Here is a 15,047-nt window from a genome sequence, read left to right as displayed (position 1 = left end):
TGCGATGAAAAGCCGGGAGCTCGCCAAGCACAGGGGCCTGTTGGGGTTCACCCCCCAGCCCGCGGTCCGTTGGCTCGCTCCCATGTCCTTGGCCCGTACAGCGCTCAAGGTCATGGCGGCCACGGTGTTCGCGGACTTCGGCGACAAACGGGAGCTCGAGGGAGGATTCCCCTTGGACCCCCTGCGGCTGGACAAACTCCCGGTGCCGGGCCAGCCTGCCCAGCCCCCGGTGACCAGCCGCGGCCTGCCCGGCCCGGGTGAACTTCGGCCCGATTCGGAGGATCGCGCCGCTCCCGCCAAAGAACTCTGGTTGGACTTCACCGCGGACCTCGGAGACGGCTTCGACGCCACTTACACCGTGGCATCGCTGCTCGCCCAGGACGCCTTGGCCGTCAATGGAAAGAGCCTTCCCCGGGGCAGGGTCCTGGTACTGGGCGGCGACGAGGTCTACCCTGTTGCTTCCCCCGCAGCGTACGAGAATAGGATGGTGGGGCCGTATCGGACGGCCTTTCCAGAGCGAAATCCTGCGTTGCGTGGCCCGCAGAACGCGCTAAGCCCAGCGAATTCAACGCAGAGCGGGCCACACAACGAAGTTCCCATCATGCTCGCACTCCCCGGCAACCACGACTGGTACGACGGCCTCACCTCTTTCATCCGCACCTTCACCCGCCAACGCAACATCGGCGCGTGGCGGACCATGCAAAACCGCAGCTACTTCGCCATCCGGCTCACGGGCGAGTCACCGGGTCCGGGCCGCGAAGGCATGCCGGGATGGTGGCTGCTCGGGCTGGACAGCCAGCTGGGCCAGTACATCGACGAGCCGCAGCTGGACTACTTCTACCGCAACGTCACCCTCCAACTGTTACCAGGAGACGCCATCATCCTCTGTGTTGCCTCCCCCGTTTGGGTGGACGCCGACGCGGCGCGCGCCGGAGACCGACCCAACGAGTTCCGGCAAGCCAACTTCTTTGAACAGGACTACCTCCGCCGCCGGTTCAACCCGGAAACCGGCTTCTTCGAGTCCACGGGTGCCAGCGTCCGCTTGTGGCTCAGCGGAGACCTCCACCATTACTCGCGTTACGAGGACGGCCCGGCGGGCGGGGACACAGCGAAAACACAGATGATCACTTGCGGCCTCGGCGGCGCCTACTTGTCCGACGCCCACTGGCTGCCGGAGGAACTCCTGCTCCCGGCACCCGAGGAACCAGGGGAAGCGTCGAGTGTTGCCCTCTTGGGCACGGCACCCGCAACGGGCCGGCGTTTCACCCGAACGTCCACGATCTACCCGGACCAGTCCGACTCCCGCCTCCTTGGGCCACGGCTGGCCAACCCCTTTTCCCCTTACTGGCTTCCCGTCCGCAATCAAGGCTTTGGAATGTCCATGGGCATTGTCCATGTGGTGGCCGCACTGACGGTGTGGACGGTCTTCAGTGCGTTCCGTGGAGAATCCTTCGTGGACAGCCTGCACGGGCTCACTCACGGAAACATGCTGCTGCTCATCACACTGCTGGTGCTCGCCGTGCCGTTGCTCCTCGCTTTCACAGCATTCACGGCGCGGATGCTGCGAATGTCGAAAGCCGGAATCGTCATCTTCGTCCGGGGAACGCTCTACCAACTGTCCGCGCTCGCGGTGAGCGCCGCCGTCGTGATTCTGATTCCGTGGCCGCGCGAATGGCCGGACGCGGTGGTGGTCGTGCTGGCACTGGCGATCATTCACGCGGGTGGGTGGGCGCTGGGCAGCGAGGCATTCGCGCTCTACATCCTGGCGACACCCAGCGGCGAAGTCTCCACCTGGAAAATGTCCGGGCAGTCGATCGAGGACCACAAAGGCTTCCTCCGCCTCCATCTGGGACCGGACGATGCCCTGACGGTCTACCCGCTGGTGGTGGACAGGATCTGCCGCGACTGGCGGCTATCGGATGCGAACGACGGCGCGCGGCTGGTTCCGGAGTCGGGCCTGCCTGCCGTGCGGCTGCTTGAAGAACCCATCACGATCGCACGGAAGGGAAGCACGCCATGATCATTACCCGTGCCGAGCACCGGACCGAGGTCATCCCGTTCCGTGCCCGGGACAACACACCCCTGAGCCTGGTCCATGTGACCTCGCCGGTTGAGGCAACCAAGGGACCCGTCCTGCTGGTTCACGGCTCCGGCGTTCGTGCCGAACTGTTCCGGCCACCGATCCGGACCACCATCGTCGATGTTCTGCTGGAGGACGGCTGGGATGTGTGGATGCTCAACTGGCGGGCCTCCATCGACCTTGATCCTTTGTCCTGGACGCTTGCCGACGCCGCCGTCTACGACCATCCCGCCGCCGTCGAGCACGTTTTGAAGACAACCGGCGCCGAGACAGTGAAGGCCGTCATCCATTGCCAGGGATCCACGTCCTTCACGATGTCCGCCGTCGCGGGGCTCTTGCCGCAAGTGGACACGATCGTCTCCAATGCCGTCTCCCTGCATCCTGTGGTTCCGGCGTTTTCCCGGCTGAAGATCGACTACCTCACGCCCGTGGTCAAGATGTTCACTCCCTACCTCTCTCCGGCCTGGGGCTACAAGTCGCAGGGATACTTCACGCGGGCAATCCGCGGCCTGGTCAAAGCCACGCACCACGAGTGTGACAACACCGTCTGCAAAATGGTCAGTTTCACGTACGGCAGTGGCCGCCCCGCACTGTGGGCCCACGAGAACCTGGACGAAGCCACGCACGAATGGCTCAGCGGCGAGTTCGCCGAAGTACCGGTGACATTCTTCGAGGAGATGGGCCGCAGCATCAAGGCAGGGCACATGGTAGCCGCTGGTCATCATCCCGAGCTGCCGGACAACTACGTGGCCGAAGCCCCGCAGACCGATGCCCGGTTCGCCTTCATCGCAGGCATGGACAACCTGTGCTTCCTGCCCGAAAGCCAGCAACGCACTCATGCGTTCTTCCAGAAGCACCGGCCGGGCAAGGACTCCCTCCATCTCATTCCCGGCTACGGCCACCTGGACGTCTTCTTCGGGGAACACGCCTGGCAGGACACCTTCCCGGTCATCATGCAGGAGCTGAACTCATGAAAACCCTCACCGAACTGGCCACTCCACTGCTCAAGCTCATGCCATCCCCCGTACCGCGGAGGCAGGAACGGCTCCGGGGAGAATACGCCCAGGCCGACGGCATCAAGTACGTCATGCCGGTGAACTCCGACGATTCGCCGGTGTTGATGGCCGCTTTTCCGATCAACAAACGCGCTGCCGCCGCCGTGCTTCCGGGCACGGAACTCCGGCCGTTCAGCCTGGGCGGCAAAGGACTCCTGGTAGTCACGGTGGTCAACTACAAATCCACGGACATCGGTAAATACATCGAATACTCACTGGCCATCGCCATCACCCACGGAAGCAGGCCCGCTCCGCCCATCCTTCCGCTGATTTTCCAGAAGACCTTCAAGCTCGGCCAGTTCGTGGTGGATCTTCCCGTCAGTACCGAAATCTCCGTCAAGGGTGGAAAAGGAATTTGGGGCATGCCCAAGCACCAAGCCAACCTGGACTTCGTGGTCACGGACACCAGTGTCTCGGCCCAGTACGACAAGGACGGCAAACTGGGTTGCTACATCGAAATCGAACGGCCTGAACCCATGGGACTGCCGCTCAAACTCGCTGCATCGAACTACTGCGCCTTCCGCAACATGCTCTGGAAATCGGACATCTACTTCGAAGCCACGGGCGACATCGCACTCGGGCCACAGGCCAAGGCGCGCCTCATCCTGGGTGACGCTCCCGGCGTCGAACCCCTCAAAAAGCTGCAGGTTGAAAGCAAGCCGGTCTTCACCGCCTGGCTGCCCGAGGCACACGGAGTCCTGGATGACCATTACGAGGCATGGTTCCTGACCGCCCCTACGGAGGCGGAGGCCGCGGACATCCGCGGCGGAGACATGCTGGACAGCGTCGCCAGCCTCGGTCAGGGGCAGGAATGGCTGGCGCCCCCGGACCGGACCAGGGTCACCGGTGCTGCCGCACCGTCCGCCGGTGGCAGGCCATGAACTGGCTCTTCCTCATCAACGCGCTTTACTTCCTGTTCGGCGCCACGATGTACGTCGGCACAATGTGGGTCTTGAAGTTCTTCCTCTATCCCACGTGGCGTTCCCTCGCCCGGGACAACGTGGACATGCACTTCGGCATCCCCACCCGCGCGGCAACCAAATTCTTCACCGTGGTGGTGCCGATCATGTTCATCTCCGGCGGCATCCTCATCTGGTCCGAATGGGGCACCCTCCGCGTCATCCTGGCGATCATTTGCCTGGTCGGTATCATCACGCTGACGGTGGTGGGGCAAGGCATCATCATCCCGATCAACATCCGTATCCGCGGCGGCGACTTCAAAGACGACGCCGAACTCCGCTCTCTCCTGCAACGCTGGATGCTCCTGAACGACATCCGCTTCTACGTATCCACCCTCACGTGGGCGGCCATCGTGTGGTTGCTGGTGGACCGGGGCCGGCTCCTGGAGTCGTTCTCGTGAGCGCCCACACGGGTTCGCGGAAACCACATCCCCCGGGAACTGTGGCCTGGGCATTGGCAGACCCCCTCCGTGCGGTCCTGGCCGCGATCGCCGTCATTACCGTGGTGACGGGCGTGGTGGAAGTTCCCTTCGGCGGTCCGCTTCTCCAGTTGCTTGGCGCGGATTCCACCCCCGAGACCCGACAACTTTTCGGCACTGTTGGCATGTTCATGGTGGTGGTCGGCGGACTGCTCCTCCACACCCTGCTCAACACCGTTCCCTCCCCCGAAGTCGTCCTCTGGTCCGGTGTACAGAAGGCGGGTGCTTTCGGCGCCGTCGGAATCGGAGTCCTGAACGGGGTGTTCTCTCCGATTGCGCTGCTGGTCGCGTTCTTTGACCTCGCGACGGCGGTACTCCTGTTTGTGTACTGGCGGCGGTTGGGTACCCGGACGCCCATACCGCAATGAAGCGTTCCCTGGTCCTGGCCGGCGGCGGCATGCGGGTGGCATGGCAGGCCGGCGTGATGCGCGCCTTGGCGGAGGAGGGCCTGGATTTCCAGCATGTCGATGCCTCCTCAGGCGGGATCATGACGGCCGGAATGCTGCTGTCAGGAGTGTCCCCGAAAGAAATGTGCCAACGCTGGTCGGGTGTGGACGTCAAGGACTTCGGCTCGGCCCTCCCGTTCGGCGACTACCTCAAGGGACCTTGGTCGCTGCCCGCCATCGGTGACGCTGACGGCATCCTGGACAAAGTCTTTCCCGCATTGGGGATCGACGACGCCGCCATCCGTGGGCGCGCGGCGGAACCGGGCGCCGTCGAGGGTTCCTTCAACGTGGTGGAGTTCGTCGAGAAACGGTGCCACGCCATCGACGCCAAGGATATCGACGCCGAACTGATGGCAGCCGGCATGTCGCTGCCCATCTTCCTGACGCCGTTGCGGCGCGACGGAAAGATTTGGACCGATGCTGTGTGGATGCGTGATGCGAACGTGGCCGAAGCCCTCCGCCGCGGAGCACAAGAAATCTGGCTGGTCTGGTGCATCGGGAACTCTCCCTACTGGGGTGACGGCCCCCTGGAGCAATACGTCCACATGATCGAAATGAGCGCCATGGGCGCGCTGCTTGCTGATTTCGAGGCCGCTGCGGCGGTTGGACGCGAGTTTGTGCTCCATGTGATTCGCCCTGCCCATCCCTTGCCCCTTGACCCCGAGTTCTACCTGGGGCGGGTGGACGCCGACACCCTGATTGCCATGGGTTACCGCGATGCGAGGGCCTACCTGGATGTCATGACCCCGGCGGGCCTGGCGAAGGACTCCAACTGCACGGCCATGAGCGAGCCTGCACCCGGGGTACGTTTCAACGACACCCTGCGCGGGGAGATCGACGGGAGCCCCATCACCTTCAGGGCCACCGTGGTGCTTCCCACGGAAACATCGAATGGTCCTGCTCCGTTCACCGGCTACGTGGACCATCCGCGATTCGGTGGCCGGGCCTTTGTGGCCGATGGGCATGTGGAAGCGTCGGGAGCGGACCTCACCTATAGGGGCCGCGTGAAGCTCGACGGCGGGTGGCAGGATCTCGCGGTCGCCCGCACCTTGCAAGACGACCCCGGCCCGGATGCGTGGATGGACTCCCGCCGTGCGCAGTTCACCATCGGTAATTCCACCGCCGAGCTGACAATGAGCCTGGCGGACGCCGCCGGCCTCCTGGCCTCGATTGAACCGGTTGGCGCCCACGGCTTGGTTGACCGTGCTGCCGCGGTGGCGGGGTTCGCCGCGAACGGACTGCGGGAATTGCTTCGGCGCTACTGAACCCGAATGTGACCTACGTTATTACCGGCCGGTAAACGTCGCGCTACAAAACGTCCGAATATGGCAACAGCCGGGAAACACCCTTGAAAAACCGGTTGCCTAGGCTGATCCCACAAGCACCAAACAGGTCATCAGCGAAAGGGACCATCATGTCCTCACCCTCCCTCCACATCGTCATTGCAGGCGCAGGTCCGGCCGCCCAGGCTTTGGTGCGGAGGCTTGCAGGCAAGACGGGTCCCCGGCCCCAGGGACAGCCGGCCTTTGCGGGCACCATCACGGTGCTCAGCAACCGTGACGAATGCCCCGAGTCGCTGCTGGAACTCGCCGAACTACCCCAGGTTTCGGTCCGTTTCGGCCAGGCTGCCAGCTACATCGACCCCGCAGCCAAGGTTGTCACCACTGTGGACGGCATGGACTTTCCCTACGATCAATTGGTCATCGCCACTGGTTCGGCTCCCGCGCTGCCGCCGGTCACCGGCGCCTACTGCGGATTGAACTACTCCACGATCGACGACGCCGACGCGATCGGCGAGGCAGTGAAGGACATCAGCCGGGTGGTGGGCCGGCGACCCCTGGGCATCCTCGTTGGAACCGGGCCGGCCGCCGGCCAGGCCGAGGCTGTCCTGCGCGCACGGGGTGTCCGTCCCGTCCGCACAACACTGCGGCCGGCCGCCGTCGTTCCTTCACAAGCCGGGTCCCCGCTACCGGCAACGGGCATCCTGTTCGAGGACGGCAGCAGCATGAACGGCGACCTTGTTGTCCTGGCTGAAGAGCGCACCGCCCGCACGGATCTGGCCGCAAGCGCGGGCCTGGAACTGGCTCACGACGGCGGCATCGCCGTGGGGCGCGACCTCGCCACTTCCGTGCCGGGTATCTGGGCGATCGGTGACGCAGCGTCCTGTGACGGGCTGCGCCTGGGACTGCTGCTCTCGGCGGAAGCCTCGGCGATGCTGTGCGCCTCCGGGCTGCTTTCCGGTGCCCGCATCAGTGTGTTCGGCGGGGTGGATGGGGCCCGGGCGGCCGCCTGAACGGTTCCCCTGGCACCCGTGGCGGGTGTGGCAAGATGGTCCTTTGACGGGCAGTGACAACCCTGCGGCCACCGGGCCGGCCACGCCCGGCACGGAAGGATCCCATGAGCATCGAAGCCGGCATCGCGAGCTACATCGACCACACCCTGTTGAAGCCGGAGGCCAGCGAAGCTGACGTCCTCAAAGTGTGCGCAGAGGCCGCCGAGTACAAATTCAAGTCCGTCTGCGTCAACCCGATTTGGGTCAAGACCGTCAAGAATGCCCTCAAAGGTTCGGGTGTACTGACCTGCGCGGTGGTCGGTTTCCCGCTCGGTGCAACGCCGAGCGACGTCAAGTCCTTCGAGGCACGCGGAGCGGTGCTGGATGGTGCTGACGAGATCGACATGGTGATCAACATCGCCGCTGCCCGCGCCAACGATCGCGGCGCGCTGGTGGAGGACATCACCGCCGTCGCGGAAACCGTCCACGCGGGTGAGGCGGTCCTGAAGGTCATCATTGAAACGGCCCTGCTGACGGACGAACAGAAAGTCATTGCCTGCGAAGCAGCTGTTGAAGCCGGAGCGGACTTCGTGAAGACGTCCACGGGCTTCAACGGCGGCGGCGCCACAGTGGAGGACGTTGCCTTGATGCGCAAGGCCGTGGGCCCCGACCTTGGGGTCAAGGCCTCGGGCGGAGTGCGGTCCCTCGCCGATGCACAGGCTATGATTGCTGCTGGTGCAACACGTATCGGAGCGAGCTCCGGAATTGCCATCGTCAAGGGTGAACAGGGTTCATCCGATTACTGAGGCTTCCGCGCTGCCACGGATTTGAGCCCTGCGGGGCCGAGGAGGAATGAATTGTCCAAGAACACTGCCCCGATTGAAAACGAGAACAACCTGGGTACGAGCATCGTGCTGTTCGTTGTGATGATCGTCCTGTTCCTCGGAGCCATCTACTCCCTGTCCTTCCTGACGCTGGACAACCCGTGGCCGATGGCCGTTTGCCTGGGCCTCTTCGCCCTGGCGTTCTGGATTCCGCAGACCATCCTCGGCCGCTCCGATTCGGCCGGCGAGAACTAAGTCTTAGCAAACACGAAAGGGCCACCTGCGGGTGGCCCTTTCGTGATTTAACGCGTGTTTACAGCGCCAGCGCGGCCAGCACCGCAGGCCAGTGCTGCTGCGCGAGTGCCCACGCAGCGGTTCCCATACCCACCATCGCGTAGCCGCTCACCGGGATCAGCACCAGCCATTCACGCCGTGAACCTGCGCGGCCAAGCAGCGGCAGCGAGAAAGCGCCGTTGGGCCGCCAGACACCGCTGATGGCCGATTTACGCAGGAACTTGGGCGGCTTGATGACGATCGGCCACAGCAGCGGCACGCCGCCCACGGTGATCATGTCGCCCACGATGTGGACTGCGACGCCGGTCAGCATGGACAGCGGCAACCAGCCCCACTGCGCGGGCGCGAACCACGTCACGAGCCCGGCCATCACCAGCGCGAAAAGCCAGTTGGTGATCCAGCCGGACTTGGGAAACAGGTTGAGTGCTTTGGCCGCGAGGTTGATCATGAACATGCACAGCAGCCCGGCGCCGACGGACAGCTTTCCTACGGGCGTGACCATCTGGAACTGCGCGGCCATCGCAGCCAGGACCACGAACGCCGAGGCTCCCAGCAGCGAATGCGTCCCCTGCCGGTGCCCACCGCTGGCCTTCTCGATCCCCACTGCGATGGCGTTGGAGAGCGGCGGCAGCGAGTTGGCGATGGTGCTGTGCCGGTGGTCCCAGTCGCACACGAGTGCCGTTCCCGCCGTCGCCATGGCGCCGATCAGGATGCCGGTGGAGTCAAGCGGGTACCAACCCAACGCGTAGGGGCCGGTCGAGGCAATAGCTATCCACGCCGCGGCTCCCGACGCGGCGTGGTGTCCTCCCATCATTCGCTTAGCCGGCCTTCACTGGTACGTCGGTGAAGATCGCTTCGATCACGTTGTTGGCCCACTGGAGGATCTCGGCGTCCTGCAGGTCCCGGCCTCCGATTCGGGCGGTCTTCGGCTTCGGGATCAGCACCGCGTCCAAGGCAGGCTTGACCTGCGAACCCGGGTACATGCGGTTCAGGCGCATGGTCTTGGATTCGGGCAGTTGCGCCGGCGAGAAGCGGATGAAGTTGCCTTGGAGGGCGACGTCGGACAGGCCTGCTTCCCGGGCGCCCACCCGGAAGCGGGCCACGGCAATCAGGTTCTGCACGGGCAGCGGCGGCTCGCCGTACCGGTCCACGAGTTCGGCAAGGACCTCGTCAATGGCTTCATTGGTCACAGCCGCGGCCAACTTGCGGTATGCCTCAAGGCGGAGCCGTTCACCGGGCACGTAGTCATGCGGCAAGTGCGCGTTGACGGGTAGCTCGATCTTCATCTCGGCGGCCTTCTCCTCGGCCTCGCCTCGATACTCGGCCACAGCTTCGCCCACCAGCCGGATGTAGAGGTCGAAGCCCACGCCCTGGATGTGGCCGGACTGTTCGCCTCCGAGCAGGTTACCCGCACCACGGATCTCGAGGTCCTTCATGGCCAACTGCATGCCGGCACCGAGCTCGTTGTGCGCGGCAACGGCCTTGAGCCGCTCCAACGCCACCTCGCCCAGCGGCTTTTCCGAGGGGTACAGGAAGTACGCGTAGGCCCGTTCGCGTCCACGGCCCACGCGTCCACGGAGCTGGTGGAGCTGCGAGAGGCCGTACTTGTCCGCGCCGTCCACAATCAGGGTGTTGGCATTTGAGATGTCCAGGCCGGTCTCGATGATGGTGGTGCACACCAGGACGTCGAAGCGCTTTTCCCAGAAGTCCACGATGATCTTCTCCAAGCGGCTCTCGGACATTTGCCCGTGCGCAACTTCCACGCGGGCCTCAGGAACCAGTTCCCGGATCTGCGCCGCAACGCGCTCAATGGACGAGACACGGTTGTGAACGAAGAACACCTGGCCTTCGCGCATCAGTTCGCGGCGGATTGCTGCCGAGGTCTGCTTGTCCGTGTAGGGGCCGACGTACGTGAGCACCGGGTGGCGTTCTTCCGGCGGTGTGGCCAGGGTGGAGGTTTCCCGGATACCCGTCAGCGACATTTCCAGGGTTCGCGGGATCGGGGTGGCACTCATGGCCAGCACGTCCACGTTGGTGCGCATCTTCTTGAGCGCTTCCTTGTGCTCCACGCCGAACCGCTGCTCTTCATCGACGATCACCAAGCCGAGGTCCTTGAACTCGAAGTCCTTGGACAACAACCGGTGCGTTCCGATGACGACGTCCACGGAGCCGTTCTTGACACCTTCCGCGGTTTCCTTGGCCTCTTTCGAGGTCTGGAACCGGGACAGCGGCTTGACCCGCAAGGGGAAGCCTGAGAAGCGCTCGGTGAACGTCTCGTAGTGCTGCTGGGCCAGCAAAGTGGTGGGCACCAGCACCGCCACCTGCTTCCCGTCCTGGACCGCCTTGAACGCGGCACGCACGGCGATCTCGGTCTTGCCGTAGCCAACGTCGCCGGAGACCAAACGGTCCATGGGGATCTCCCGCTCCATGTCCGCCTTGACCTCGTTGATGGTGGTCAGCTGGTCCGGGGTCTCCACGTACGGGAAGGCCTCCTCAAGCTCGCGCTGCCACGGGGTATCCGGGGCGAAGGCGTGCCCGCGGGAAGCCATGCGGGCCGAGTACAGGCGGATGAGTTCGCCCGCGATTTCCTTGACGGCCTTGCGGGCCTTGGACTTGGTGCTGGCCCAGTCGGCACCACCCATCTTGCTCAAGGCCGGAGTGTCGCCGCCCACGTACCGGGTCACTTGGTCCAACTGGTCCGTAGGTACGAACAGGCGGTCCCCCGGAGCACCACGCTTTGACGGCGCATACTCCAGGACCAGGTACTCACGCAGTCCCGAATCCGAGGCCGACGTTCCGGCCACCTTGCGTTGGATCAACTCCACGAACTTCCCGATGCCGTGCTGTTCATGGACCACGAAGTCCCCGGCGTGCAGTTGCAGCGGGTCAACGGCATTGCGCCGCTTGGACGGCATGCGCCGCATGTCCTTGGTGGAACTGGCCGAAGCGCGCCCCAGCAGGTCGGCTTCGGTGAGGAGGCCCAGTTTGAGCCCGTCCAGCACAAAACCGCGTCCGACGGCGGCACAGGTCACCTCGATGAGGCCGGGCTGCGGCTCCTTGTCCAGGGAGTCGACGCGGCTGCAAGGGATGTCGGCATCGTGGAACAACTCGGCCAAACGCTGCGCCGGCCCGGGCCCATCCGTCACCACCACGACGCGCCACTGGTCGCGGACGCGCGAGCCGATGAAGTCGAGCATTTCAGCGACGTCGCCCTGGTAGCCGCGGGGCTCGCGGGCGTGCAGGTTCAGGACATCGATATCCAGGACCAATTCCTCATCGGAGGCGAGCGAGGTGATGGACCACCAGGAGACACCGTGTTCCAGTGCGGCGGAGCGGGTGTCCGTGAGGGAACGGAAACTGGCCGCATGCAGGTCCGTGGACGCCCGAGACAGCAGATCGAGCGGCGCGGCACCGCCGTCGGACGCTGTTGACCAAGCCGCTTCCAGGAACTCTTCGTTGGTAGCCGCGAGGTCGTGCGCGCGGGTGCGGACCTTTTCCGGTTCGATCACCACGGTGATGGAACCGGCCGGGAGCTGGTCCACGAACGGAACCATGGCATCCACCAGGACCGGAGCGAGGGATTCCATGCCTTCAACGGCTATGCCGCCGGCGATCTTCTCCAGCATGTCAGCCGCTGCGGGCATGTCCGCTTTCAGCTTTGCCGCGCGGGACATGACGGAAGGGGTGATCAGGATTTCGCGGCAAGGCGGGGCATGCAGTTCCGTGGGGTGGTGGATGCCGGGGGCGGACAGCGAGCGCTGGTCGGCCACGGCGAACCAGCGCATCTGGTCTATTTCGTCGCCGAAGAACTCCACGCGGATCGGGTGGTCCTCGGTGGGCGGAAAGACGTCCAGGATGCCGCCGCGCACGGCGAATTCACCGCGGTGCGTGACCATGTCCACGCGGGCATAGGCAGCGTCGGAAAGGGCACGGACCACTTCGGTGAAGGAGCGTTCCTGGCCTACTTTCAAGGTGACCGGGACGAGGTCGCCCAAGCCGGCCACGATGGGCTGGACCACGGCGCGGACCGGGGCAACCACCACGCGCAACGGGGCCGCCGTCGAACTTTCGGGGTGGGCCAGCCGGCGCAGCACCGAGAGCCGGCGCCCCACTGTGTCCGAGCGCGGCGAAAGCCGCTCGTGCGGGAGGGTCTCCCAGCTCGGGAAGGTGGCCACGGACTCGGCAGGAAGGTAGGAAGCGAGCGCGGCGGTCAGGTCCTCGGCCTCGCGCCCTGTGGCTGTGACGGCGAGGACCACCGGTGCTGCGGAATCCTCCGCGGCCAAGGCATCGGCCATCTCGGCGAGCAGAACCGAACGCATGCCGTTGGGCGCGCTGATCCGGTAATCCGCGTTGCGGGACTCGAACGGCCGCCCGGCCTCGGTACGGACACGCGCAAAAGTCTTGTCTTCCGCGAGTGCGCGGCGCAGGCCGTTGAGGCTCATGGCTGAAACTCCTAGGGTGGGTCCAAGGGCAGGCAACACAAATGCCCGGAAATTCAAAAGAATGCCGGGTTGATTCCAGCCTACCCCTCCCTCCAGCCCCAGGAGTTCCCCTTGCAGCCTTACGATCCCCAGCAGTCCCGGACAGTCCTGGTCACGGGTGCCACCGGCTATATTGGCGGGCGCCTGGTCCCGCGGCTCCTCGAAGCGGGACACCGGGTCAAAGTGCTGGTCCGTTCACGCCAAAAAATCAAGGACGTTCCCTGGCACGAGCAAGTGGAAATCATCCAGGACTCGCTGGACAACGGGGACAGCGCCGCGAAGGCGTTCGAGGGCGTGGACGTGCTGTACTACCTGGTGCACTCCATGGCTTCGGGCAGCGGCTTCGAAGCCAAGGAAGAGGCCATGGCCCGCCTCGTTGCCTCGGCGGCGGCCAAGGCGGGTGTGGACAGGGTCGTGTACCTCGGCGGCCTCCATCCGGACAACGCGCTGCTCTCCACGCACATGCGGTCCCGGGAAAAGGTGGGCCGGATATTCCTTGAGTCGGGTGTGGACTCCGTGGTGTTCCAGGCCGGCGTGGTGATCGGTTCGGGCTCGGCCTCGTTCGAAATGATCCGGCATCTGGCCGACACCCTGCCCGTCATGCCAGCCCCGAGCTGGGTCAACAACCGGATCGAGGCGATCGCCGTCCGGGATGTGCTGCACTACCTCGTGGCCGCGGCAACGCTTCCGGACAAGCTCAACCGCTCGTTCGATATCGGCTCGCGGGATGTCTTGAAGTACAAGGACATGATGAACGAGTACGCCCTGGAGCGCGGCCTTCCCAGACGCCTTGTCATCGCCTTGCCCGTCCCGGCTCCAAAGCTCGCCGGGCTGTGGGTTGCCCTGGTCACTCCCATTCCGCTGTCCATGTCCTTCCCCTTGGTTCAGTCGCTGCAGCACGACGCCGTGTCGCGGGAGCACGACGTCGACCATTACATCCCCCAGCCCGACGGCGGCCTGACGCCGTACCGCCGCGCCGTCGCCTTGGCGCTGGGCAAGGAGCGCGACGGCCAAGTGGAGACTACGTGGGCCAACGCAGGCGTCGATGCCGATCCCCTGCCGAGCGATCCCGACTGGGCAGGCTACAAGGTCTACACGGACACCCGGACCTTCCACAGTCCTGCCCGGCCCGAACACGTGTGGACCATCATTGAGGGGATCGGCGGCAAGAACGGCTGGTATTCGCTGCCCTTGGCCTGGCGGGTGCGAGGCTGGCTGGACAAGCTGCAGGGCGGCGCGGGCCTCCTCCGCGGACGCCGCCATCCCAAGACCCTGGGCAGCGGCGAAGTAGTGGATTGGTGGCGGGTCGAGGCCATTGAACGCGGCCACTTGCTGCGCCTGCGGGCGGAGATGCGGGCGCCGGGCCGCGCCTGGCTCGAGTTGGCGGTGGAGCCCGACGGCAGCGGGAGCCTGTACAGGCAGCGTGCCGTTTTCTTCCCGCGTGGATTGGCCGGAAGGCTGTACTGGCTGGGCGTGTACCCCTTCCATGGCTTCATTTTTCCGTCGATGGCACGGAACATCTCGGCGGCGGCCACGGCGTTGCAGGAAGCCGGTTCCGAGGAGGCGGCCGTGCAGCCGGGTTGGGGAGTGCCCGGAGACACCCCGTAGGATGTTGGGAGCTAAAAGAGCTTCAACACCACCACATCCACGGAGGACCCATGGCCCTGAGTGCATCCACCACCCTGCCGCACAGCGTTGACCGCGTAGCTGCCGTCTTCGTCGACGAAGACTTCCTGCGCCACACGAGTGAACTGGTGGGCGGCTCCCTGGAATCGTTCACGATCGACGGTGACCCCGCCGGTGCCTTCAGCACCACCACTGTCCGCACGCTGCCTACGACGCGCCTGCCGGACATCGCCCGCAAGTTCGTTGGCGAGAGCCTGACGGTCACCCAGACCGAGCAGTGGGAAGCCCCCGCGGCTGACGGTTCGCGTTCCAGCAAGATCGCCTTGAAGGTAGCCGGTGCTCCGCTCGATGTCGCGGCAGTCCAGCGCCTGGTGGCCGAGGGTGGCAGCACCCGCATCGAGCTCGAAGGGAACGTCACCTCCTCTGTTCCGTTCCTCGGCGGCAAGATCGCCGACGCCGCTGAGCCGATGGTCGGCAAGGCCCTGAACATCCAGTCCCAGCAGGCCCAGGCCTGGCTCGAAAGCCACTAGC

13 protein-coding genes are annotated in these 15,047 nt (G+C 65.0%); 11 read left to right on the top strand and 2 right to left on the bottom strand.

The annotated features are described in order from the left end of the window. Positions 1-4 precede the first annotated feature (4 nt). The 9 genes from ACIPY2_RS09860 (at position 5) to ACIPY2_RS09820 (ending at position 8,370) form a co-directional block, all read left to right on the top strand. On the top strand, positions 5-2,020 hold the full coding sequence (locus ACIPY2_RS09860) for a hypothetical protein (protein WP_400266182.1): 2,016 nt from the start codon (positions 5-7) through the stop codon (positions 2,018-2,020). After that, the gene (locus tag ACIPY2_RS09855) at positions 2,017-3,054 is read left to right on the top strand and encodes an alpha/beta fold hydrolase (protein WP_400266181.1); all 1,038 of its coding nucleotides are present in this window, start codon (positions 2,017-2,019) and stop codon (positions 3,052-3,054) included. The genes ACIPY2_RS09860 and ACIPY2_RS09855 overlap by 4 nt, the downstream gene beginning before the upstream one ends. After that, a complete protein-coding gene (locus tag ACIPY2_RS09850) occupies positions 3,051-4,016 on the top strand; it encodes an acetoacetate decarboxylase family protein (RefSeq protein WP_400266180.1) in 966 nt (321 codons plus the stop codon). The genes ACIPY2_RS09855 and ACIPY2_RS09850 overlap by 4 nt, the downstream gene beginning before the upstream one ends. Beyond that, complete coding sequence (locus ACIPY2_RS09845) at positions 4,013-4,495, top strand: hypothetical protein (protein WP_400266179.1); 483 nt, start codon at positions 4,013-4,015, stop codon at positions 4,493-4,495. Before ACIPY2_RS09850 ends, ACIPY2_RS09845 begins: the two co-directional genes overlap by 4 nt. Then, a complete protein-coding gene (locus ACIPY2_RS09840) occupies positions 4,492-4,941 on the top strand; it encodes a hypothetical protein (protein ID WP_400266178.1) in 450 nt (149 codons plus the stop codon). Before ACIPY2_RS09845 ends, ACIPY2_RS09840 begins: the two co-directional genes overlap by 4 nt. Beyond that, positions 4,938-6,284: a patatin-like phospholipase family protein gene (locus ACIPY2_RS09835; protein ID WP_400266177.1), complete on the top strand. Its 1,347-nt coding sequence runs from the start codon at positions 4,938-4,940 to the stop codon at positions 6,282-6,284. Before ACIPY2_RS09840 ends, ACIPY2_RS09835 begins: the two co-directional genes overlap by 4 nt. 149 nt (positions 6,285-6,433) lie before the next feature. Beyond that, a complete protein-coding gene (locus tag ACIPY2_RS09830) occupies positions 6,434-7,312 on the top strand; it encodes an FAD-dependent oxidoreductase (protein WP_400266176.1) in 879 nt (292 codons plus the stop codon). A gap of 104 nt (positions 7,313-7,416) precedes the next feature. Further along, complete coding sequence (gene deoC, locus ACIPY2_RS09825; RefSeq protein ID WP_400266175.1) at positions 7,417-8,097, top strand: deoxyribose-phosphate aldolase; 681 nt, start codon at positions 7,417-7,419, stop codon at positions 8,095-8,097. Between the two features lie 51 nt (positions 8,098-8,148). Beyond that, positions 8,149-8,370, top strand: a complete 222-nt coding sequence (locus tag ACIPY2_RS09820) for a hypothetical protein (protein WP_400266174.1) — start codon at positions 8,149-8,151, stop codon at positions 8,368-8,370. Between the two features lie 58 nt (positions 8,371-8,428). Here ACIPY2_RS09820 and ACIPY2_RS09815 read toward each other — a convergent pair whose 3' ends face one another. Together ACIPY2_RS09815 and mfd are read right to left on the bottom strand one after the other, a co-directional pair. Continuing rightward, on the bottom strand, positions 8,429-9,223 hold the full coding sequence (locus ACIPY2_RS09815; RefSeq protein WP_400266173.1) for a metal-dependent hydrolase: 795 nt from the start codon (positions 9,221-9,223) through the stop codon (positions 8,429-8,431). Between the two features lie 4 nt (positions 9,224-9,227). Then, a complete protein-coding gene (mfd, locus tag ACIPY2_RS09810) occupies positions 9,228-12,851 on the bottom strand; it encodes a transcription-repair coupling factor (protein ID WP_400266172.1) in 3,624 nt (1,207 codons plus the stop codon). Between the two features lie 111 nt (positions 12,852-12,962). Here mfd and ACIPY2_RS09805 point away from each other — a divergent pair, with 111 nt between their 5' ends. Continuing rightward, positions 12,963-14,498, top strand: coding sequence for an SDR family oxidoreductase (locus ACIPY2_RS09805; protein ID WP_400266231.1), 1,536 nt, complete (start codon positions 12,963-12,965; stop codon positions 14,496-14,498). Positions 14,499-14,548: 50 nt separating this feature from the next. Continuing rightward, on the top strand, positions 14,549-15,046 hold the full coding sequence (locus tag ACIPY2_RS09800; protein WP_400266171.1) for a DUF2505 domain-containing protein: 498 nt from the start codon (positions 14,549-14,551) through the stop codon (positions 15,044-15,046). Position 15,047 lies beyond the last annotated feature (1 nt).

It is taken from the genome of Paenarthrobacter sp. NPDC089675 (genome assembly GCF_044749185.1).
Classification (GTDB): Bacteria; Actinomycetota; Actinomycetes; order Actinomycetales; family Micrococcaceae; genus Arthrobacter.
This window is presented reverse-complemented; position numbering and strand designations above follow the sequence as displayed.

Coding starts and splice junctions, on each gene's coding strand:
- ACIPY2_RS09855 (WP_400266181.1), top strand. CDS start 2,017: ATGATCATTACCCGTGCCGAGCACCGGACCGAGGTCATCCCGTTCCGT.
- mfd (WP_400266172.1), bottom strand. CDS start 12,851: ATGAGCCTCAACGGCCTGCGCCGCGCACTCGCGGAAGACAAGACTTTT.
- ACIPY2_RS09850 (WP_400266180.1), top strand. CDS start 3,051: ATGAAAACCCTCACCGAACTGGCCACTCCACTGCTCAAGCTCATGCCA.
- ACIPY2_RS09845 (WP_400266179.1), top strand. CDS start 4,013: ATGAACTGGCTCTTCCTCATCAACGCGCTTTACTTCCTGTTCGGCGCC.
- ACIPY2_RS09860 (WP_400266182.1), top strand. CDS start 5: ATGAAAAGCCGGGAGCTCGCCAAGCACAGGGGCCTGTTGGGGTTCACC.
- ACIPY2_RS09835 (WP_400266177.1), top strand. CDS start 4,938: ATGAAGCGTTCCCTGGTCCTGGCCGGCGGCGGCATGCGGGTGGCATGG.
- ACIPY2_RS09830 (WP_400266176.1), top strand. CDS start 6,434: ATGTCCTCACCCTCCCTCCACATCGTCATTGCAGGCGCAGGTCCGGCC.
- deoC (WP_400266175.1), top strand. CDS start 7,417: ATGAGCATCGAAGCCGGCATCGCGAGCTACATCGACCACACCCTGTTG.
- ACIPY2_RS09815 (WP_400266173.1), bottom strand. CDS start 9,223: ATGATGGGAGGACACCACGCCGCGTCGGGAGCCGCGGCGTGGATAGCT.
- ACIPY2_RS09800 (WP_400266171.1), top strand. CDS start 14,549: ATGGCCCTGAGTGCATCCACCACCCTGCCGCACAGCGTTGACCGCGTA.